19 protein-coding genes are annotated in these 20,628 nt (G+C 59.4%); 16 read left to right on the top strand and 3 right to left on the bottom strand.

What is annotated here, in order from left to right; genetic code table 11:
* Window positions 1-38: 38 nt before the first annotated feature.
* From SMN802W_RS0110790 to SMN802W_RS0110755, 8 genes are read left to right on the top strand one after another with little or no spacing between them, the layout of a single operon-like run.
* Window positions 39-995: a hydroxymethylglutaryl-CoA lyase gene (locus tag SMN802W_RS0110790; protein ID WP_019516920.1), complete on the top strand. Its 957-nt coding sequence runs from the start codon at window positions 39-41 to the stop codon at window positions 993-995.
* Window positions 992-1,672 (top strand): isochorismatase family protein, encoded by a 681-nt coding sequence (locus tag SMN802W_RS0110785; protein ID WP_019516919.1) that lies wholly within the window; start codon window positions 992-994, stop codon window positions 1,670-1,672. Before SMN802W_RS0110790 ends, SMN802W_RS0110785 begins: the two co-directional genes overlap by 4 nt.
* A complete protein-coding gene (locus tag SMN802W_RS0110780) occupies window positions 1,672-2,565 on the top strand; it encodes a polysaccharide deacetylase family protein (RefSeq protein WP_019516918.1) in 894 nt (297 codons plus the stop codon). Before SMN802W_RS0110785 ends, SMN802W_RS0110780 begins: the two co-directional genes overlap by 1 nt.
* The gene (locus SMN802W_RS0110775; RefSeq protein WP_019516917.1) at window positions 2,562-3,491 is read left to right on the top strand and encodes a polysaccharide deacetylase family protein; all 930 of its coding nucleotides are present in this window, start codon (window positions 2,562-2,564) and stop codon (window positions 3,489-3,491) included. Before SMN802W_RS0110780 ends, SMN802W_RS0110775 begins: the two co-directional genes overlap by 4 nt.
* A gap of 2 nt (window positions 3,492-3,493) precedes the next feature.
* Entirely contained in the window at window positions 3,494-4,870 is a 1,377-nt protein-coding gene (gene leuC, locus SMN802W_RS0110770; RefSeq protein WP_019516916.1) for a 3-isopropylmalate dehydratase large subunit, read from the top strand.
* Window positions 4,867-5,466, top strand: coding sequence for a 3-isopropylmalate dehydratase small subunit (gene leuD / locus SMN802W_RS0110765; RefSeq protein WP_019516915.1), 600 nt, complete (start codon window positions 4,867-4,869; stop codon window positions 5,464-5,466). The genes leuC and leuD overlap by 4 nt, the downstream gene beginning before the upstream one ends.
* Window positions 5,463-6,317 (top strand): isocitrate lyase/PEP mutase family protein, encoded by an 855-nt coding sequence (locus SMN802W_RS0110760; protein WP_019516914.1) that lies wholly within the window; start codon window positions 5,463-5,465, stop codon window positions 6,315-6,317. The genes leuD and SMN802W_RS0110760 overlap by 4 nt, the downstream gene beginning before the upstream one ends.
* A 53-nt stretch (window positions 6,318-6,370) precedes the next feature.
* On the top strand, window positions 6,371-7,504 hold the full coding sequence (locus tag SMN802W_RS0110755) for an alcohol dehydrogenase catalytic domain-containing protein (protein ID WP_026326016.1): 1,134 nt from the start codon (window positions 6,371-6,373) through the stop codon (window positions 7,502-7,504).
* A gap of 16 nt (window positions 7,505-7,520) precedes the next feature.
* Here the strand turns inward: SMN802W_RS0110755 and SMN802W_RS16880 are convergent, their stop codons facing one another.
* Together SMN802W_RS16880 and SMN802W_RS0110745 are read right to left on the bottom strand one after the other, a co-directional pair.
* On the bottom strand, window positions 7,521-7,775 hold the full coding sequence (locus tag SMN802W_RS16880) for a hypothetical protein (RefSeq protein WP_019516912.1): 255 nt from the start codon (window positions 7,773-7,775) through the stop codon (window positions 7,521-7,523).
* Between the two features lie 68 nt (window positions 7,776-7,843).
* Entirely contained in the window at window positions 7,844-8,500 is a 657-nt protein-coding gene (locus tag SMN802W_RS0110745; RefSeq protein WP_019516911.1) for a hypothetical protein, read from the bottom strand.
* Between the two features lie 994 nt (window positions 8,501-9,494).
* Between SMN802W_RS0110745 and mobV the strand changes: the two genes are divergently transcribed.
* The 8 genes from mobV to SMN802W_RS18295 all read left to right on the top strand — a co-directional run bounded on the left by mobV (window position 9,495) and on the right by SMN802W_RS18295 (window position 20,250).
* A complete protein-coding gene (gene mobV / locus SMN802W_RS17950; RefSeq protein WP_083925722.1) occupies window positions 9,495-10,808 on the top strand; it encodes a MobV family relaxase in 1,314 nt (437 codons plus the stop codon).
* Window positions 10,809-11,257: 449 nt separating this feature from the next.
* Window positions 11,258-13,093, top strand: a complete 1,836-nt coding sequence (locus SMN802W_RS17945) for a patatin-like phospholipase family protein (RefSeq protein WP_156818840.1) — start codon at window positions 11,258-11,260, stop codon at window positions 13,091-13,093.
* Window positions 13,094-13,295: 202 nt separating this feature from the next.
* On the top strand, window positions 13,296-13,505 hold the full coding sequence (locus tag SMN802W_RS18315) for a hypothetical protein (RefSeq protein ID WP_156818839.1): 210 nt from the start codon (window positions 13,296-13,298) through the stop codon (window positions 13,503-13,505).
* Window positions 13,506-13,507: 2 nt separating this feature from the next.
* Window positions 13,508-14,602: a GTPase-associated system all-helical protein GASH gene (locus SMN802W_RS18310; RefSeq protein WP_156818838.1), complete on the top strand. Its 1,095-nt coding sequence runs from the start codon at window positions 13,508-13,510 to the stop codon at window positions 14,600-14,602.
* 109 nt (window positions 14,603-14,711) lie between these two features.
* Complete coding sequence (locus SMN802W_RS18305) at window positions 14,712-15,632, top strand: TRAFAC clade GTPase domain-containing protein (protein WP_156818837.1); 921 nt, start codon at window positions 14,712-14,714, stop codon at window positions 15,630-15,632.
* Window positions 15,629-16,489: a TRAFAC clade GTPase domain-containing protein gene (locus tag SMN802W_RS0110705; protein ID WP_156818836.1), complete on the top strand. Its 861-nt coding sequence runs from the start codon at window positions 15,629-15,631 to the stop codon at window positions 16,487-16,489. Before SMN802W_RS18305 ends, SMN802W_RS0110705 begins: the two co-directional genes overlap by 4 nt.
* A complete protein-coding gene (locus SMN802W_RS18300; protein ID WP_156818835.1) occupies window positions 16,489-18,510 on the top strand; it encodes a GAP1-N1 domain-containing protein in 2,022 nt (673 codons plus the stop codon). The genes SMN802W_RS0110705 and SMN802W_RS18300 overlap by 1 nt, the downstream gene beginning before the upstream one ends.
* Window positions 18,511-18,786: 276 nt before the next feature.
* On the top strand, window positions 18,787-20,250 hold the full coding sequence (locus SMN802W_RS18295; protein ID WP_156818834.1) for a nucleotidyltransferase domain-containing protein: 1,464 nt from the start codon (window positions 18,787-18,789) through the stop codon (window positions 20,248-20,250).
* Window positions 20,251-20,291: 41 nt separating this feature from the next.
* Here the strand turns inward: SMN802W_RS18295 and SMN802W_RS18290 are convergent, their stop codons facing one another.
* On the bottom strand, window positions 20,292-20,456 hold the full coding sequence (locus SMN802W_RS18290; protein ID WP_156818833.1) for a hypothetical protein: 165 nt from the start codon (window positions 20,454-20,456) through the stop codon (window positions 20,292-20,294).
* Window positions 20,457-20,628: the final 172 nt, after the last annotated feature.

Genomic DNA, 20,628 nt, shown 5'->3' with positions numbered 1-20,628 from the left:
ATGGACAATACAATTGGGATCAAGCTAGGAATGTCGCCATGGACGTTTTGATCAGCGAAGTCGGTCCGCGCGACGGATTGCAGAGCATCGATGCGACGATCCCCACGGCGGCGAAAAAGGCGTGGATCGACGGCGCGGTCGCAGCGGGCGTGTCCGAGATCGAGGTCGGCAGTTTCGTACCGCCGAAACTGCTGCCTCAACTGGCGGACACGGCGGAAATCGTCCGCTACGCGGTCGGCATTCCCGGACTTACGGTCGCAGCGCTGGTGCCCAATGCGCGCGGTGCGGAAAACGCGATCGCAGCGGGTGCGCATAAGATCACGCTGCCGCTGTCGTGCAGCGAGTCGCATAGCCTAGCCAATTTGCGCCGTACGCACGCGCAGGTGATCGAGGAGGCGCGTAGCATTGCGGCGCTGATCCGCGATCTGCCGGCGGAGCGGCGGCCGCATTTTGAAGGAAGCCTGTCGACCGCGTTCGGTTGCACGATCGAGGGCGAGGTGCCGCAGGTGAAGGTGGTGGCGCTGGCCGAGGCATTGATGGCGGCTGGCTGCGACGAAGTCGGGCTGGCGGACACGACAGGCTATGCTGATCCCGCCGCGGTCAAGTCGATGATCGCCGCGCTATGGTCGGCGCTCGGTCGGGGCGCGCTGACGGGTATTCACCTGCACAACACGCGGGGACTCGGCCTCGCCAACGCGCTGGCGGCCTACGAGGTTGGGCTGACTACGTTCGACAGTTCGCTGGGCGGGGTCGGCGGTTGCCCGTTCGCGCCGGGTGCGAGCGGCAACATCGTGACCGAGGATCTGGTGTTCATGTTCGAAGCGATGGGCGTGCGCACCGGCATCGACCTGGAGAAACTGTTTGCGGTGCGCGAACAGGTGGCGGCGGCGCTGGGCGACGAGCCGCTTTACGGCTTTACCCCGCTTGCCGGCCTGCCGCTCGGTTTCCGGCCCGCTAGCAGCAATCGTTCGATCAACGAAGGAGCACGCGCGTGACAATCGTCGGCACAAAGATGGTTTGCGACAACAAGACCGCGCGTCAGTTGTTCGAGGAAACGATCGCCAAGCCCGGTCGGGCCAAGTTCGGGTTCGGCAGCAAGCTGGCGATCGTCAACGTCGACTTCCAGTGCGCCTACACCCGCATCGACGAGTTCGCGACCGCGTACGAAACCGATCCGCGGCAGATCGAGCACACCAACACGATCTCGAACCTGGCCCGCGCAAAGGGGATGCCGGTCGTGTGGACGCGCGTCGCTTATGCGGAGGACGGGTCGGACTGCGGCGTGTGGGGCACGCGCACCGACACGCCCGATTCGTTGCAGAACATCAAATACGGCAGTCGCCGCCACGCCTTTGACGACCGTTGCGCGATCGATCCGGCGGATGCGGTCTACAACAAGCGGATGCCGTCCGCCTTTTTTGAGACGCCGCTGCAATCATTGCTCGTCTTCCACGGCGTCGACACCGTGGTCGTGACCGGCGGCTCCACGTCGGGCTGCGTGCGCGCGACCGCGGTGGATGCATTGTCGCGCGGATATCGCACGATCGTGCCGATCGAGACTTGCGCCGACAAGCACGAGAGCTTCCACTTCGCGAACCTGACCGACCTCGCGATCAAATATGCCGATGTCGAGCCGGTGCACACGGTGATCGACTGGCTGGAGGCACGCTGATGCACGAGCATGCGGCGGACCCCGGCCTGTACGATTACCAACCGTACCGTGGGCGCCCGAAGATCGAATGGCCCGATGGAAAGTCGGTCGCGGTATGGGTGTCGCCCAATCTCGAATTCTACGAGCTGGCCCCGCCCGCCAACCCGCATCGCAAGAGCTGGCCCAAGCCGCACCCGGACGTGGTCGGTTATTCGCACCGCGATTACGCCAACCGCGTCGGTCATTGGCGCATGGCCGAGTTGATGGAAAAGCACGGGTTCAAGGGATCGGTCTCGCTGTCGGTCGCCTTGTGCCAGCACATCCCCGAAGTGGTGGCGCACGCCAACCAGCTCGGCTGGGAGTTCTTCTCACACGGCATCTACAACACGCGCTACAGCTACGGGATGGACGAGGCGCAGGAGCGCCTGATCATCGAGGATTCGATCCGCACGGTGCGCGAGGCGACCGGGCAGACGATCAAGGGCTGGCTGGCGCCGGCGCTGACACATACGACGCGCACGCTCGACCTGATCGCCGAATACGGCATGAGCTATACCTGCGACCTGTATCACGACGATCAGCCCATGCCGGTTGTGACGAAGAGCGGGCGGTTGATCTCGATGCCGTACAGCCTTGAGGTCAACGACCATTACGGCTTCTTCGTCTACAACATGAGCCCGCGCGAATATGCGCAGACGCTGATCCGGCAATACGATCGGCTCGCCGCCGAAGGAGCGGAAAGCGGCACTGTTATGTGCATCCCGCTGCACAGCTACCTGATCGGCCAGCCGCATCGGATCGGCGCGTTCGAGGAGGTGCTGCGCCATATCGCCGCCGATGGTCGTGCCTGGATCACGCGGTCGGGTGACATCGCCGACCATTATCTCGCCCGCGGCGCAGGAGCGCAGGCATGACGCTCGATCCGACCTATTTCGACTATCCGCACCGCCGCGAGGGGATGGATCACGATCTGTATCGCTGGTCCAACCTGTTCAAGCGTCCGCCGATCAGCTGGCCGAACGGCAGCACGGTCGTGACCTGGGTTGTCATCGATCTGGAATGGTTCCCGATCCTGCCCGATGCCAAGCCGTTCCTGGCGCCCGGGCACATGCAGACCGCCTATCCCGATTACCGCCACTATACCTCGCGCGATTACGGCAGCCGCGTCGGCATCTACCGCCTCCTAGACGCACTGGGACGGGTCGGCGCGCGGGCGAGTGTCGCAATGAACAGCGCGATCGCGGCGCGGTATCCGACACTGGTGCGCGATATCGTGGCGGGTGGGCATGAGATCGTCGCGCATGCGACCGACATGAACGCGACGATCGCGACCGGCGTGCCTGAGGACGAGGAACGTGCGATGATCGCCGCAACGCTGGACGGGATCGAGCACGTGACGGGAACGCGGCCGGGCGGCTGGCTGTCGATCGCGCGGTCGCAATCTTTCAACACGTCCGCGCTGCTCGCGGAGGCGGGGCTCGCCTATCAATGCGACTGGGTCAACGACGACCTGCCGTATCGCATGACGACGCGTAGAGGGCCAATCCTCAACCTGCCGCTGAACCATGAACTGTCCGACCGGCAGATCCTGACCGTACAGCAGCAATCGATGGCGAGCTACTGCGAGCAGATGCGCGATGCCTTCACCTGGTTGCGGGACGAGGCGGCCGCGACTGGAGGCGGGCGGATGCTGGCGTTGAACGTGACGCCGTACATCACCGGGCTGCCGTATCGGATGGACGAGTTCGACGCGCTGATCGGCTGGCTGGCCGAGCAGCCCGGCAACGCGTTCGCGACCGGTGCCGAAATTGCGGCGGCGGCGGGCGCGCAGCTGGACTGACGATGATGGCGCGCACGCTGTACGACAAATTGTGGGATGCGCATGTCGTGGCGGAGGCGGGCGACAAGGCGCTGCTCTACATCGACCGCCACCTGTTGCACGAAGTGTCGACGCCGCAGAGTTTCGAGGCGCTGCGCGAGGACGATCTGCGTGTGCGCCGTCCGGTGACGCAACTGGCGGTCGCCGATCACAGCGTGCCGACCCACGATCGCGATGCGCCGATCGAGGACGATCAGGCGGCAGCGCAGGTCGCGCTGCTGGAGCGCAATTGCGCCGCGTTCGGGATCGAATATCTGCCGCTGGCCGGCGACGATCAGGGGATCGTCCATGTGATCGGCCCGGAACAGGGCTTCACGCTGCCCGGTATCACGCTGGTATGCGGGGACAGCCATACCAGCACGCACGGCGCGTTCGGCGCGCTGGCGTTCGGGATCGGTGCGTCGGAGTGCAGCACCGTAATGGCGACGCAGACGCTGTGGCAGTCCAGAGCGCGGACCATGCGCGTCAGCTTCACCGGGCGATTGCCGCGCGGGGTGAGCGCGAAGGACATGGCGCTCGCGTTCATTGCGGCGGTGGGCGCGTCGGGTGCGACCGGTTACGCGGTCGAATATGCCGGCGAGGCGGTCCGGGCCTTGTCGATGGAAGGTCGCATGACGCTTTGCAACATGACGATCGAAGCCGGAGCCCGCACCGGGATCGTCGCACCGGACGAGACGACATTCGCGTATCTGCGCGACCGACCGCGGGCACCCGCCGGCGACGATTGGAGCGCAGCGCTGGCATATTGGCGCACGCTGTCCAGCGACGCGGATGCGACGTTCGACCGCGAGATCGCGATCGCGGTCGAGCGGATCGCACCGCATGTCACCTTCGGCACCAGCCCGGATCAGGTCCTGCCCGTCGGCGCGACCCTGCCCGCGGGCGAGCAGTTGTCGAAAGCAATGCGCTATATGGGGGTAGAGCGGGGAGCGCCGATCGTCGGACTGGCGATCGACCATGCGTTTATCGGCAGTTGCACCAATGGGCGGCTGGATGACCTGCGCGCCGCCGCCGCGATCGCTCAACATGGTCAAGTCGCACCCGGCGTGCGCGCGATGGTCGTGCCGGGGTCGATGCGGGTCAAGGCGGCGGCAGAGGCGGAGGGGCTCGACCAGATTTTCCTGCGCGCCGGTTTTGAATGGCGGGAGCCCGGATGCTCGCTGTGCGTGGCGATGAACGATGACCGCCTGCCGCCGGGTGCGCGCTGCGCCTCAACCTCGAACCGCAATTTCGAGGGACGGCAGGGTGTCGGCGCGCGAACGCACCTGATGAGCCCGGCGATGGTCGCGGCGGCCGCGTTGGCCGGGAGGATCGTCGACGTGCGGGACGTGGTGACATGAGGGCGCTGTCGGTCGTCGAAGGGCAGGCGGTGTCGCTGCCAGAGGCTGATGTCGACACCGACATCATTTACCCTGCGCGGTTCCTGCTGATTACCGCCAAGAAGGGATTGGGCGCCTATGCCTTTGCCGATCGGCGCACCGACCCTGAATTTCCGATCCACACCGACAATACGCGACCGATTCTGATCGCCGGGCCAAATTTCGGCTGCGGATCGAGCCGCGAACAGGCGCCTTGGGCGCTGGACGACTTGAGCTTTCGCGTGCTGATCGCGGAGAGTTTCGGTGAAATCTTCTACGGGAATTGTTTCCGCAACGGCATCCTGCCGATCCGGCTTGGTGCCGCGATCGTAGCGGAGTTGCGCGGCGAGGCCGTGCGCGATGCGGTGATCCGCGTCGATCTGACCGCGCAGACCGTGGCGACGCCGTCGGGATTGTTCACGTTCGAGATCGCCGAGGACCGACGCGAGGCATTGCTGAACGGGTGGAACGACACGCGCCGCATCCTCGCACTGCACGGCGATGACATAGCGCGGTTCGAGCAAGGGCAACGGCGGAGCGCCGCGTGGCTCTGGACAAAAGAGGACATGGATACGTGACTGACACCCGCCTGCGCGACAAGCTCGCGACCAAGCAGTTCTTCGTGGTGCCCGGGATCCACGACATGATCACCGCGGTGATCGCCGACCGCGTCGGATTCGATATCGTCTATGGCACCGGCTACTGGCTGACCGCGTCAGGCTATGGGCTACCCGACGCCGGGCTGGTCAGCTACACGCAGATGCTCGATCGCCACGCGACGATCATGCGCACCAGCAAGGCGGCGCTGATCGCCGATGCTGACACCGGCTTCGGCGGGCTGTTGAACGTCCAGCATACCGTGCGCGGCTATGAGGCAGCGGGCATTTCCGCGATCCAGATCGAGGATCAGGAGTTTCCCAAAAAGTGTGGCCACACGCCGGGCCGCCGCGTGATCCCGGTCGAGGACATGGTGCAAAAAATCCGCGTCGCCGCCGAGACTCGCGACGACATGCTGATCATCGCACGCACCGACGCGCGCCAGGCCGAGGGCATGGACGCGGTGCTGCGCCGGCTGGAAGCCTATGCCAAGGCAGGGGCCGACGTGCTGTTTCCTGAAGCGATGGAGAGCGAGGAGGAGATGCGGCTCGCCTGCGCCACGTTCGAGCAGCCGGTGATGGCGAACATGGCCAATGGCGGCTCGACGCCGATGCTGAACGGCAGCGTGCTGGCCGACGTCGGTTATGCCTTTGCGATCTACCCGTCGCTGTCGAGCCTGATCGCGGCATCGGCGATCGAGACCGCCTTCACCCGGCTGCGCGACGAGGGTGATGGCGAGCCCGCCGACCTGCTGATGTTCGACTTCAAGACCTTCTGCGGCCTGATCGGATTTCAGGAAGTGTGGGATTTCGAGAAGAAGTGGGCGCGTTGACGCGATTGGCGACGCGCGAGCCTTTCTGACCTGAGCATTAAGATCGGATGACCATGAAGATCACCGCCGCGGTCCTCGCGCGTACCGGGGACAATCCACGCCCCTATGGTGAACATCGCCCGCTTGAGCTGGCGACACTGACGCTCGATCCGCCGCAGGCGGGTGAGTTGCTGGTGCGGATCGATGCCGCAGGGCTGTGCCATTCCGACCTGTCGGTGGTAAATGGCGATCGCCCGCGTCCGATGCCGATGGCGCTGGGGCATGAGGCGACCGGTATCGTCGAGGCGCTGGGACCAGGCGACGACATGCAGTTCGCGGTCGGCGATCGCGTCATCCTCGCCTTCCTGCCGTCATGCGGCGAGTGCGTCCGGTGCAAGGGGGGCGAGCCGTATATGTGCGCGGCGGGCGCGGCGGCGAACGGCGAGGGGCGGCTGTTGTCGGGCGCCCGGCGGCTGCATGACGCTTGCGGGCACGAGGTGCACCACCATCTGGGCGTGTCGGCTTTCGCCAGCCATGTCGTCGTCGACCGCCGCTCCGCGGTGAAGGTCGACCGCGATATTCCTGCGCACATCGCCGCGCTGTTCGGTTGCGCGGTTTTGACGGGGGCGGGGGCGGTCATCAACTCCGCCGCGATGCGACCGGGCGAGAACGTGCTGATCTACGGGCTGGGTGGGGTGGGGCTCGCCAGCCTGCTGGCGGCGCGGGCGAGCGGCGCCGGCACCCTGGTCGCAATCGACCCGTCGGCGGAGAAGCGCGCGATCGCGACCGAGCTCGGCGCGGAAGCGCTCGACATCGAGGAGGCGCACCGCCTCCCTGAGCTGTTCCCGAACGGCGGCGCTGATCTGGTCGTGGAGACGGTCGGCCGCGCGGCTGTGCTGAAGACCGCCTATGCCGCGGCGCGGCGCGGCGGTCGCATTGTGACGGTGGGGCTGCCGAACCCGGCAGAGGCGTTCACGATCCCGGCAGTGTCGCTGGTGGCGGACGGCAAGACGGTGATCGGATCGTACATGGGGTCGTCAATCCCAGCGCGCGACATTCCGCGTTACATCGCGATGTGGCGTGCGGGACGCTTGCCGGTTGAGAAACTGCTCACTTCGATCAGTCCGCTGTCGCAGATCAATACACTGCTAGACGGACTGGCCGACGGGCAGGCGATACGTCAGGTGATCGTGCCCGACGCCGCCTGATCGCCTGCGCAGCGCGTCAGCGGTTCGCCGACGCGTCGTCCTGCTCCAGCCGCGCCTCAAGCCGGTCGAGCACCGAGGCGCGGACCGGCTGACCGGCGATCATCTTTCGCCAGGTATTGTAGCTGATGCCGAATTGCGCGGTCAGCGCGGTGTCGGTGCGTCGATCAACCGTCGCTTCCAGTCGGGCGATGAGCGCGGGGTCGACCGTGCGGCAGCCTCTGCCAGGGGATGCCGCCCACTTCGGTGATCTCGTGCTGACCTCGTGCCGCATCGGTGCGCTCCCTGCCTCCCTCTAATGTTATGTACATATAACAAATGAGGCAAGCGCCGTCGTGACGCTCAGGTCGGTTTGACGATCCCCAGCAACGCGGCGGCGATGACGAGCACCCAGAGTGCCAGGACGGAGATGCGCGCGTTGCCGTTGGCGCGGATGATCGCGGCATCGGTGGCGGCGGTCGGCCCGGTCGCGTTCATCTCTCTGATGGCGCCAAACAGCGGCACGATCTGCTTGCGCACCAGCAGGCCAAGCGCGATGCATCCCGCGAGCACGCAGAGCTTGAGCGCGATGAACAGCGGAATGTCGCGCAGCCCGACAATGCCGGCGATCCCCGCAACCGCGAAGGCGGCGACGCACAGGTACCGTATCGCGAGGTCAAGGCGGCGCGCCAGTTCGGAGCCGCTGCCATGGCGCAGGTGTACGAACCACGCGAGCGCCAGCCACGACAGGAACAGCACGGCCGCGATCACCGGCATGTAGCCCGGCACGTCGACCCAGTGCTTCGCCCAGGCGAGCGCGAGGCCGGTCGGATAGGCGAGGATCAACGTGGTGCGTGGCGCCATGTCGATGTTGTTGAGGATCTTCAACGCCATCATCCGCTCGGGTACGGAGCGGCGCGGGTCGGTCATGAAGTTGGACACGTAGAAGGCGCCGAGATCGCCGCCCAGCCAGTAGACGAACACCAGAAGATGCAGAAACGTCAACAATGCCACCGTCACGAACGGACCTCCTCAACCTGATGTCGTGGTGGCGATGCTGCATGCGTGCTGAGGCGGTCAATTTGAGAGTTGGTCGACGTCGAGAGTCGCCAACCTGACCTTGCGTTAGGACGCCCGCAGGCTAATTGTCCCGTTATTAAGCGGACGTGGGTATAGCCTCACCTGCAGTTCAGGCACATACCGATCACATTGCGAGCCTGCATCAAACCGATGTCGGAAGCTGTTATCCGCTTGCGGGCTTTTGCCAGCGGCGCCGACATCCGAAATAAACTTTCGGTCGGCGCAGACAGCGTATTGGAGGCCCGACCGGGAATCGAACCCGGGTGCAAGGATTTGCAGTCCCTGAGCGCAGCGTACCGGGATGCTTTGGGACTGCCCTAAGTCACTGAGATAACACCGAGTTCCGCACCTGTTCCGAGGCTAGAAGATGCCGGAACGTTCCGTGTAATTCCGGTCGTGATTACACACGAATTACAGCGGTAGAGAGGGGCGCGTTTACCGGCGCGGCAGCGTGAGGAGGAGGTAGGCTACGACCACCAGCACCAAAGCAGCCATAAGCCAAGTTGTGCTCATTGCAGCGGCTACGAGCTCGAATGGATCGAACGCGCTCGCTGCTTGGCTAGAAGACGGCGTCCCGCCGACTACGGCAGGGTCAGGGTAGGGCGGCATCACGCTACTAGCGACTACGGCTACTGCTATGATGCCGCCGTTAACGTCACGGAACCGGCAAGCGGACCGGATCCGATAACGCTTCCATTATACAGGCGCATCCGTGGGCCATATGGGGGTGCTACCAAGATGGATGCAATTCGCTACTAGGCTACGTAAATACAAAAACTGGTACAACCATGTAAGAGACGGCGGTAGTCTTTAGGTACGTTTAGGCAAGTTGCCGTTTCCGGCTCCCTAGGTCCTGGGTGTTTGCTTAAACAGTTGTGTTTTTGCGGTGATCGAGTGACAATTAGCTTACTACGCTCTGCCGGGTGACGCTACGATGTCGATGTTCGCGATTATCACCTTCCGCCATGACGGTCCCTTGAAGAACTGGCAGGCTGTCCGAGCTGCAAACGTTCACAATGCTCGGACTCAGCCGCTTCCTCACGCGATACCCGGCGCCCCGCCGCCGACATATCTGATCGGCACCAACAACCTCGAACAGGATGTGAAGCGCCAGCTACGCGCCGCCAATATCGATCCAGGTCAGCTGCGTAAGAACGGCGTGATCGCCTATGAAGCGATCTTGACGGCGTCCGCTGAGTTCTTTGAACGGGGCACAGCCGACGAGCGCGATCAGCGACTGCATGAGTGGACAAAAGCGCAGGTAAAATGGGCGCTGAAGCAGTACGGCGCGCATCGCGTGGTCTCTATGGTGCTTCACGAAGACGAGAAGACACCTCACGTGCACCTCGTCATCCTGCCTCTAGAGGAGAAGCCGGATCGGCGCTGCACTGATGACACTGTCCTGCGTTGGAAGCTCGTCGGGCGCACGATCTCTGGTCCAGGAAGTTTCGAAGAGGCTCAAGACGCATACAGTCAGGGCATGGCGCGGTTCGGGTTGATGCGCGGCATCAAAGGAAGCGGACGCAAGCACGAACCCGTGCCGGTTTTTGTCGCTCGAATGGCGGAGAAGGAAGCAGCGGTGGAGAACGCTCAGCGGCTGCTGGACACAGCCAAGCTAGCCCACGACGCTGCTATGACCGCGCAGCTTCGCGACATCGAACAAGTTCGAGAGCGGCTCGTTTCTGAACGTCAGTCGGCAATCGCTGAGACGGCAGCTGAGCGCCGCAGAATTGCGGCCGAGCGTACGGAGTTGGATAGGGCTATCGCGGATCATGCCGCAACGGTCGCGTTCGACGATCACCGCTTGGCGGCTGATCGCGAGTCCGTGCGTGAGCACCTCGAAGTTATGGCGCAGATGGAGCGTGAGCTGCAGCACGACATGGATGAGCAGCGCGCCGAAACTGCTGCTCTTGCGCTGGAAAGGGAGGCGATGATGGCTGCGCGCCGCGATGCCGAAGCTGAACGATCGGCAGTTGCAGCGGAGCTCGCCTCGGTTCGCCAGCGTGCCGCGAAGCTGCAAGAGCATCAGGAACGGCTCTTTCCTACGTTCCGGGCGGCACGCGATTTCCGTGAACAGATCGCGGCTCTGAAGGGCCAAGCACTTTCTCCCGTTGCTTCAGCGACCTGTGCGGCTGCAGATGCGCTCGCCGTTGCCGCCGCAACAGTGTCTCCGCCGGACCATGAAAGGCGGCCCGACATGATCGCACATTACGCCCAAATTCAGCGGCAGGGTGCGGCATTGAGGTGAAGGTGGTCAGATACTTCCCCCTGATTTTTCCCCTACTAACTTCAGATGAAGGTAAGCGTGCTGCAATCAGTCCTTTAAGCCGTGTACCGCTACCGACAGCAGCGCTGTGCTTCCAAAGCGCTGTTTTCGTTGCCAGGCCTACCGCAGAGGCGCCCTCCGGCGCCGTGGCGCGCCATACGCCTTAACGCTACTCATCCGACTTCAAAGCTTGATTGGCGGCGACCAACGTCACGTCATACCTGACTTTGCGGCAGGCTACACCTTTTGACACTGCAACGCCGTCTCTGTCGAATACCGACATCAACAGACAGTTTCGCGATACCGCATTCTTTTGCGGATCTCGGGCGACGCTGGATTGATGTAACTTTTTCGCGCTAATGACAAACGTCAGTTTCTCTGCCGCTCCGATTGTCGAGTGGTAGTAACCAAAGGCGCAAGGAAACTTAGGGGTGAATCGCATCGCAGAAAGTGAGGGAGTCCAAAAGCGAGTCAAGCCTGCATTTGCGATTTTCGAGGGAGGCGGAGCGAAAGGAATTACTCATATAGGTGCATTGAAGGCACTTGAGCAAAACGGCTACGAACTCGTCGGTGCAGCAGGCGCCTCTGCCGGCGCAATCATCGCAGCGCTAACTGCGATAGGGTACACCGCTGACGAACTATTCGATCGGTATTCCGACAGTGACTTGCTACAATCTTATGGGCTTAAGCCACTCGATCTATTAGGACCCCGTAAATGGTTGTGGTTCAACCTTCTACGGAAGTCCGCTATATGGGGCTTGGGACTAGCTATACTTATAGTAGTCAGCTCTATGATATTAGAGGTTAGGTCTAGTTATTCAAGTCTACTACTTATTGGCTTGTTGCTGTCTCCCTCTCTTTTGCTAACTATACCAGTGCTATTTGGACGTGGATTTCTCTCAACAAAGCAAATGCGTGAGAAGCTCAACGACATCCTGCGTGATCGTCTCAAGGAGCACTACATCAATCTTGGGATTGAAGTCGAGCCGCCTCGATACATCAGGTTTTCTCACATAGATCCAGCAATCATTCCACAATGTTCAGGGCTGAAGATAATAGTCTCCGATGCTCGAAATAACTCGTTAGTGCAATTTGATCAAAGCACACCGGACGTCGTTGTGGCCGACGCCGTGGCGGCATCTGCTGCGATCCCGTTCGTATTTAGGCCTGCCCACGTCCGGGGAGCAGCCGCGGATAACGACCCAATCTATGTCGATGGAGGTCTTATATCTAACCTGCCTGTCTGGGCGTTTGCGGCTGAAAAGCGTGCGCTTGAGAGGGAGCAGCAAGGTTCTCCGATACCGATTTTTGCATTCACGCTGGGGGGGAAAACAGAGGAAACTGGTGTACAGAATAACGACAAGATTGAGGGTCGTTCTTTTAATGCACTGTTAGCAAAACTATCGCGCGTAAGAACCCATATCCTCGCTCCTCTAGCGCGTCTGTGGTCTCCATTTCACGACTTTCTGAGTCATGCGAGTTCAGTAATAGAAACGGGTGTTTTCGGCAGCCAGTCGATTATACAGGACTTCATTCCTGATTTAACTGTGGTGGAGCTGCAAAGTCCGCTTGGGACTCTGGACTTCGGGTGCGGGCGCGTTGAAGCAGGTCAGGCGTTTGATGCAGGGCTTAATCAGGCGCATACTGAACTTCATGGAGCCGCTCTCATGAGCGACCTAGTCAACGGTCTTCTCGCTGACCTTCTTGAGCGAACAGCTGATAAGATTGCAGCCCGACGAGCACAGGTAGCGGCCGAGAAGGTGGTCAAAAAACGCAGCTTCCAAGAGGTCGTATCTTTTAAACGTCGGAATAAAAGCTCTGTTGAGCAACCGCCGCCCCGTTTAAGGCTATATCTTCTACAATCGCTTCGAGGTGGATCTTTCAAGGTGTCCGACTCGGTGTCAATGGACGCTGACTCGGACGATCGAATGGAATACGACGCTAGAAGCAAGCTCGGACCGCGAGCCTTCGTAGAAAGAAGGCCTATATACAGCGAGTATGCTGCTAATCCCGCCGCGCTTTGGATGACGAAATATGAACGGGCTCTTGCAAGCCAGGACCGGCGGTCCATCATTGCGATACCGGTGTTCGCCAATCCAGAAGCACGGCAAATTTATGGTCAGAGAGTCCCAGTCCAGAAGGCTTTGTGTCTCGACAGCAGTGACCAGCTCCAGTCGGATTTTGATGATCCGGTGTTCCTTGATTGGTTGAACACGGAAGCCGTGGTATTCGCGCAGACGATGCTTAAGGACCTGATGGATGGCTAAGGAGGTCACGTATGCATCGGCTCAAGAGGCTCGTGCTGCCGCGGCCAAGTCGCGCACAATCGATCGGGCCGACGGCGGTCCTACGAGATCTCAGACCTCGCAACGTCTCACTGCGATAACGCCGGACGACATATCCGATGTCATGTCGAGAGCGCGCGCCACGTGGAAACGCGTGCGCGACGGGCAGGGTGAGGAGAGTGAGATGGTCGAGCCCGATTTGCGTGACTTGATCCATCGCTTCTGGCTGCTGAGCAGCAGTCAGCGACGCGAAATTGCGCAGAGGTTCGATTTGCTTGAGGAAGGAGAAATCCGCTTGCTCGAACCCGAACGTTATAGACGTGCTCTCGCGCGTGCGGGTAGTCGAAAGATTTTAGGCGAATTAGCGGCTGCGGTCGCCACAATGGAGAACTAGCGATGGCGACGCCACCAGAGATGAGCCCCGACTTTGCCCGCTGGTATACTGACAGCTTCATGGACTCTGGGGAGACTAGGAATCTGCGGTGGGAGGGGGTGGTTGCAACGTCGACTAAGCCATCGTTGAAGACGGTCGAGGTCTGTATCCGTCTGGCGTTCTCGTCCAACGTTCCTGCTGCTGGCTTGAAGAGCGAAGACTTAACGGAAGCGCACGCTACAGTCGTCTCCATGCTTGGAGGAACTGATAGTTCTTTCGACCCGTCTGGTTCAGGACGAGAGCTGCAAGTCTTGGCAGCAGCGGCACTTTCCCGAATGTTCGCTGGTGAGGTCGATGCAGCGATCGGCGTGGTTACTGCAGCCTTTGCGGGGGCCCGTAAGCCAGAACTTCCAATGGATCTTGTCGGCCTTGCCCAGAAGGCACTTGTCGCGCTCTCGGGGCGTCAGCATGTTCGAGCTGACCCCAAAGCCTCTCAAAGCACGACCAAAAAACTGGACTTCTCTGTTTCAGCAGAAGCGATGCAAGTCATGGACGCAGCACTTTGGTCAAGCGAGTTAACCCGCCTCCGCGACTCTGCCGGTGCCGCAATCGCCGCGTTGGCTAGAGAACATGACAGGACGATCAATCTCCTACAACGGCGCCTAGCGCTTGATGAAGAAGAGCTTCAGATCCTGTGGTGGCTTATAGGAGGCTTTAGTCGCCATCTCGACATGCCGTTCAAGGACATCGATCGAGAAGCGCGCCCGCTTCGCATTGCGAGCGAACTAGGGGAGATGACCCAGATTTCACCAGGGCCTGCCTCAATCGGCGCGCTCCTTACTCGAGCCGGCGTTGGTTCTGAGGAGTGCACCGTAGAAGACGCCGTTAACGCCGTCGATCTCGAGTGGGCAAAAAAGGTAACGGAAAGCGCATTTGTCTCTGCAATGACCACGCCGCTTCACTTCGCTTTAGAAAAGCGCGCTGAGCTTGGCTCTGACGACACATGGCAGCCAGGCTGGACGGGGTTAACCGGCCTGAAGGCAAACCTCTCAATACCGGCCGCGCGGATGGCCGAGTTGTTCTACCGCGAATACCTTTTCCTCAATGTAGGCGCATGACGCCATGGCGTCCCAGCCGAAGAGTTGCTCAAATGAGCAGTGCGACTACGCTAACAATGGAAGGTGTGTAGAGGGATATGAACTAGAAGAATGCCCTCATCTTGCGACGATGACGATCGATGACTTTGAGGAGATAGTAGAGGCGCCCTCCATTAAAGAGGCCACCAGGATGATTAGTCTGGCTTCTGGCGAGGCCCTCGACACGATGAACGCTGCAGCTCTGCAACGTCGTCTCCTGTCCCGAGTGGTTGGCCTCGTTGGCCCCAACAACGCGGGAAAGACCAGCCTGATCGCGAGCGTGTATGATCTGCTGCAGGAAGGGCCCGTCGGCGACATCGGATTCGCCGGTTCGACTACGCTGATAGGTTTTGAAAAGGTCTGCCATGATGCACGAGCTGCGTCGAGGCGTGGACTACCGCACATGGAAAGAACCATTGTGGGCGCCGAGGCTACCTTTTTCCACCTCGACCTAAAGGCGGAAGGGCAAGACGTGGTGTCACTTTTCCTCGGCGATAGATCGGGAGAGGATTACTTGGGGGCTGCCGACGATGTTGCACGTGCTGACGACTTTATCGAGCTGCGGAGAGCCGACACAGTAACATTGCTGGTAAATGGCGAGCACCTGACCGGGACCGAGCATCGGCACGAGGTCAGGGCTGTAAGCCCGCAACTGATCGAAGCCCTCGTTGAAGGAGGTGCTATCCGCGAACACTGTCGATTGGCGGTAGTTCTTACCAAGAACGATGTAGTGGTGGGGACCACTAACGCCGAACGCACTAGGCGCGATTTTGCGGAAATCGTGGCGACAATCGCCGAGCGGCATTCATCACATCTCTCTGAAGTTAAACCGTTCGTTATTGCAGCTTCGCCAAAGTCAGTCTCGGGTTTGAAGCGCGGTGATGGGGTTGATAATCTGCTGCGATACTGGTTGAGCCCGACTTGCAACTCAACGTCGGCTTCTGCAATCGGACTAGGTGTATCCAGCCGGATGATGGATTTGCTTGCGCCAAATCAGGAATCTTTTGGATGAACGAAGATGCGCACATTTCAATCGTTGGCCTCCCAGCTTCGGGCAAAACGACTTATCTTGCGGCATTGTGGCACATGGTGCGTGAACCAGGCGCAAACACTAATTTGCATTTCACCAGCTTGAAAACCAGCAACTATGAACACCTAAACACTTTGGCAAAGCTCTGGCGCTCCGGTAAGATCCAACAGCGCACTCAGACATCAGGTCTTAGAACCGTTATAATGACGCTTGGCAATGCCGAGGGGCGCGAAGTCGAGATCTCTTTCCCTGATATCCCGGGAGAAGATTTCAGCGACATGTGGGAAAAGAGAGAGGTTGATGAAAGCGTCCGCAAAACGCTTTCTGCCCGCGATATCGTTTTGATAGTTAACGGCGACACAATCAAGCTACCTGCTTGGGTAGCCGAGCGCAACAAGATGACACAGGATGCCGGATTACCGATAATCGATAACGAGCCAGTCGATTGGAGTCCGAATTTTTCACCTACCCAAGTGAAGCTAGTTGCACTTCTTCAGTTTCTTATGTCTGAGACACTTAACGTTGGTCCTAGACGTGTCGCGATCCTGATTTCGGCTTGGGACAAGGTCGAAGGCGAGCAATTGTCTCCGACAGAAATCATGTCGACCAAGCTGCCCCTCTTATTTCAATACCTTCAAAGTGGCCGAGATCCTTGGGATTGGGAGGTGTGGGGAGTCAGTGCTCAAGGTGGTGACTACGAAGACCCGGAGAAGGATCAGCATTTCGCTGTAACGGACGCGCTGCGAGATCTCGACCGCCCTTCAGACCGCATCAAGATCGTGCGAGATGCGGCGGTAACCTCAGACATCACTTTGCCTCTGGCGTGGTTGATGAAGTAATGGGTTTTTTCGTCCACCAGACACTGCATGGGTACAATGACGGTCATCGTCTGATTGCAGGCTCATTGAAACTGGAAAATGTTGATTCACGCACCATGCTGGTGATGAGCGATCTTTCTGGCAGTGGTGTGAGGCCGGGACCAAGCGGTTACCTTACCGGCTATCGGCTCGATGACGCAGGAAAGTATGTTCTTGCTCGAACTTGGGCAGCTCCTGAGATGTCACGGCCGGGTTGTGTATGGACGCATTCTCTGCTGATCGATAATGCCGATCTAGCTGCGCTAACTTCAACTGCCGGTCTCTTGGATGCCTTTCAGAGACCGACAGATACTTTCGCACGTTCGGCATACGGTGTTGACATCGAAATCGCTCAAAGGCTTGCGGTCGAGACTCCAACTACGTCTCAGCGCGCTCTTGAAGTGGTCAACGCCATTTACGGAGCACCGGACCGCCCGATCCTCGTAGAGGCGGAAGATGGTGATGAAGACGAAACCTTAGTTGTTGCAATTTGGATGCAGCAGTGGCCTCGTCTGCGACGAGCGTTTGGTTTCTGCACGTTATCTGGCATGGATCGCTCCGCCAAGGGCGTCCCGCTTGATCTTCAAATGGCGAAAATCTCTGACCGGCATGTGCGATCGCGCTTTCCAAGTTCAGTGTTGCCAAGCGAGGTCTTCTATCAAGAAGCACTAGAGCCACTTGTCAAAGATTTGTTTCGAAATGACGCCACTAATATACGCGAGTTTTTACGCCGTGTCGGAGGGGACGTTGATGGCGGGCGTCGTGCGATGGCCCCTCTTTGCCGCCTTCATACAGCTTTGTTCGCCGCGTCCGCGCCGAAGCTAACTGAGGCTGTTCAGGCGCTTGGCGAATTAGGTGGGCTTGGCGAGAGATCCGCAAGAAACATTCGAACTCTCGTAGCAAGGCGTGCGATAGAGCAGATTGGGATCGTAGATGATCTAGTATTCGAATTTGTTATAAAATCTTCCGATGAGGTACTGCCGACTGACGATCGTCGCCTCGGCCGATCTTTAGCTCGCGAGCTCTGGCTCAGAGTTCCAAATCGCTTTCTCGACTACTTGACTGCCAATGGACCAATGGGTTTAGCCTGCAGAGAGGCACTCGGCTCGATGACGCCTGTCGAGATTGTTAGCGCTTTAAACTCTTATCCTTCCATAGCGGCGTCCATCGTTGCATTTAGACCGGACGTCCTGGAAGTGGCAGACTTCTGGCGTATAGCCGGTATTGGCGATGAATTAGCCAACAGCGTGCATGAGGGATCGGCAACTCAAGTCGCATTGGCGCTTGCGACCGCCGGAAGAACAGGGCCAGCCACCCTTTTGGCCAACTTGGCAGATCCGGCGGATCTCGTCGCCGGTTTAGAGGTAGCGGACGCGGCTACAGGGGTCCTGTCGCAATGGCTTAAAACGTTAGCATGGCAGCCGAACAAGCTAGCTTCCGCGCTTGCTTCGGGCAAAATAGCGAAACTCTCAACTGTCCATCTACTCGCCCGGATGAGCGAGCCGGATGTTGTTCCAAATGACTACGGTGAAGACCCTTGGGCCTTGGCCCTAAGCCGCGCTGGGGGTTCCCTGCTTGAACCTGATCATGACTTTTTGGCTGCCTTTATGGTCTCACGGGCATTGGGGGGTCGATCTCGTTCAAAGGCTTTTCTTTTTCGGTTTGGCTATGGACGGCTGTACCGTGCGTTCCAACAATCTCGATTGCCCTGGGAAATCGAAAGACTGGTGACTCGGCGTCTGGATTGGGGGTCTTGGTTTGAGTGGGACAATTGCTCCCGTCTGCGAGAGACCACGGTACGTATGTTCGTAGATGGTCATCTTGACCCGGACACCTTCGGAAGGCTGACCGACGATGGGGCGCTTGCAAATTCGTTGATTGAAGAGGCGGCCCGTAGCAGTCGAGGTCGTCGATACCTTCGAGAAGTGCGACAATCGATCCGGCACTCCGAGGACAAGGGGCTTCGGGCAAGAGGAGAATACATATCAAAAAAAGTCAAATAAGTTGTGCTCATGAGCTTTGTGCCGCGCTTAAGATTCGGAAAAGTTCCAGCTTTTCGGCTTATTCTCGTGCGGATATCACTTGGTAAGTGAATGTAAATGGTGCGTTCGAGACTAACCTGATGAAGTGGGAGTGATGCCAACTGAAAGCTTGCCGTAAGCATATGGTGTGATCATTGTCATTCCATGCGACTACAAACCGATGGCCGTGTGTGTGGCGTACGCGCCGTAGCCTTACGCAAGCTTCTACGACGGGAACGATTTGAGACCATCTCGGCCATGCCCGCCCTCGAGCTTGACGAGCCAGACATCACAAATAAGCTGCTCGAGCTGCAGCACGAAGGCTGGCTGGTCTACGCCGGCCGTACTAATGACAGGGATCAATGGATCGCCACTAGAAAGGGGCACCGGCTTACAGCGACAAAGGTCTTGAAGCGTATATCTGCTGAGCAAGGACTCGTGATCCTTGACAAATTGATTGCTGAAGCTCGACTGATCAACTCGGATCCAGAGCGATCGCAGCGGATCGCGGAAATATACCTTTTCGGAAGCCTTCATACTGGGTCAGAAGATGGCACGATCGGCGACATCGACATCGTCGTAGAAACAAAACGCCGAAATCTGCCCGTTGGCGAACGCGAAAAGCTTGAAGAGGCCGAGCAGGTCGGAGAGTCTTGGGGAATCAACCGCTGGAGTCGAGGGTCGCTAATCATCGGCTCGCGTCTCAATAAGATAGCACGTGCGGTATCGCTACACGACAGCATGGACTTGCGCCTGCCAGGCGTTCGCTTCCGCCAAATCTACGCCTTTGATGTCGAGCGTGAGCGCGAAATCCCGTTCGACGCTAGTGAGAAGATCCACGCTGAGCCGCTCAGGGGACAAGACACGCCGTGCGATCCGGTTGCTAAGCCGTTTACCCGTTTGCCGCGGCCGTGGCCCATCGCTGAAGAGGATGAGCGGGCAACGCTGGATAGCGCTGACGGTTACGAGGCTCAGCACCTTTGGCAGAATGGCCTTACGGCTGATGCCATAGGGGAGCAGCTCCGAGCCACGCCTGCTGACATCACTGTCTACTTGGCGAGCCGAGCAGCACCCAATGTGAAGCCTGCTAAAGTAGAAGGCCTGCTGTCGGCTTGCGTGCGAAAGACCTTGCCGGATGAGTGCACTTTCTCAGTTACAGTCGCTGTCAAGCTGGGGCGAGGGTGGGACTCGGTTGAGGTGCGAGCTTACGACGCCGACACATTTGACCTCCTCGGCCGCGTCACCCGTTACTCGGCCCGAGATGCCCGCATCCACCATTCTGAGCCAACAACAATAAAAACAATGATGGCAATCTCTGTCGTAGCCTTCGAATGGCGCACGCGGATGAAGAGTAGGATCGCAAATCTTTACGTAAGAACGTGGACTCATGTCAGATCTGAAGACAGGCCCGTGGAGACTAAGGGGTATCCCAATTTTCAACCGCTCGAAGCATCGCTTCTGTCGGCACTCGCTGCTCTGTGGGCAGGCCGAAATGAAGACGACGAAAAAATAGAAATCTCAATCGAGATTAAAGGTCCTGATCGGTCGAGGATCACGCAGCGCTATGGGAGATACAATGATTTCAGTTTTGCGAGAGTGCCGACGTTATTAACTGCTCCGATCAATGATGTCTTAAGGCCCTTTAGAAGGTGTCATGCAGAGTTTCTCGATCGATCCACCGGCTATACGGTAAGCGTCAATCAAGACATGCTTGATGACTGACGGTCACTTCGATGGCTTTCCTGCTCCCTGGTTCTATCGCGTCACTGATGCTCATTAGGGAGGGCGAGATTGATCGCCTTTTCCAACGCGAACAACAGCACGCCGGTATAGGCAAGGCTGGGGCTGGCGCGGAACGACAAGAACAGCAGTACCGCCACCCCTAAGAACGAGAGCACGTAAGCGAACGCGATTGCGAGGCGGGTCATGTTCATCTCTCCCCGTGGTCAAGGATAGGCGAGGAAGCCCGTAGGAGGCTCGCCAGCGCCATTGTTGCGCCGGGAGCGTGCAGACGCGCCCTGATCGCATTGAGGGTCTGTACGGACTCCTGTTCGAGTGGCTGGGTGCGTCCGACCCACAACCGATCCCCGATCATCATGG

It is taken from the genome of Sphingomonas sp. Mn802worker, assembly GCF_000382485.1.
GTDB lineage: Bacteria > Pseudomonadota > Alphaproteobacteria > Sphingomonadales > Sphingomonadaceae > Sphingomonas.
The sequence above is the reverse complement of the archived record's forward strand: the minus strand, read 5'-3'. Positions and strand labels throughout refer to the sequence as shown.

Excerpts from the sequence above, each read along its gene's own strand:
- SMN802W_RS18295 (WP_156818834.1), top strand. The coding sequence starts at position 18,787 with ATGCCCGCCCTCGAGCTTGACGAGCCAGACATCACAAATAAGCTGCTC.
- SMN802W_RS18315 (WP_156818839.1), top strand. The coding sequence starts at position 13,296 with ATGGTCGAGCCCGATTTGCGTGACTTGATCCATCGCTTCTGGCTGCTG.
- SMN802W_RS0110790 (WP_019516920.1), top strand. The coding sequence starts at position 39 with ATGGACGTTTTGATCAGCGAAGTCGGTCCGCGCGACGGATTGCAGAGC.
- SMN802W_RS18310 (WP_156818838.1), top strand. The coding sequence starts at position 13,508 with ATGGCGACGCCACCAGAGATGAGCCCCGACTTTGCCCGCTGGTATACT.
- SMN802W_RS0110755 (WP_026326016.1), top strand. The coding sequence starts at position 6,371 with ATGAAGATCACCGCCGCGGTCCTCGCGCGTACCGGGGACAATCCACGC.
- SMN802W_RS18305 (WP_156818837.1), top strand. The coding sequence starts at position 14,712 with ATGACGATCGATGACTTTGAGGAGATAGTAGAGGCGCCCTCCATTAAA.
- SMN802W_RS0110705 (WP_156818836.1), top strand. The coding sequence starts at position 15,629 with ATGAACGAAGATGCGCACATTTCAATCGTTGGCCTCCCAGCTTCGGGC.
- SMN802W_RS16880 (WP_019516912.1), bottom strand. The coding sequence starts at position 7,775 with ATGCGGCACGAGGTCAGCACGAGATCACCGAAGTGGGCGGCATCCCCT.
- leuD (WP_019516915.1), top strand. The coding sequence starts at position 4,867 with ATGAGGGCGCTGTCGGTCGTCGAAGGGCAGGCGGTGTCGCTGCCAGAG.
- SMN802W_RS0110775 (WP_019516917.1), top strand. The coding sequence starts at position 2,562 with ATGACGCTCGATCCGACCTATTTCGACTATCCGCACCGCCGCGAGGGG.
- leuC (WP_019516916.1), top strand. The coding sequence starts at position 3,494 with ATGATGGCGCGCACGCTGTACGACAAATTGTGGGATGCGCATGTCGTG.
- SMN802W_RS18290 (WP_156818833.1), bottom strand. The coding sequence starts at position 20,456 with ATGACCCGCCTCGCAATCGCGTTCGCTTACGTGCTCTCGTTCTTAGGG.
- mobV (WP_083925722.1), top strand. The coding sequence starts at position 9,495 with ATGTCGATGTTCGCGATTATCACCTTCCGCCATGACGGTCCCTTGAAG.
- SMN802W_RS0110780 (WP_019516918.1), top strand. The coding sequence starts at position 1,672 with ATGCACGAGCATGCGGCGGACCCCGGCCTGTACGATTACCAACCGTAC.
- SMN802W_RS18300 (WP_156818835.1), top strand. The coding sequence starts at position 16,489 with ATGGGTTTTTTCGTCCACCAGACACTGCATGGGTACAATGACGGTCAT.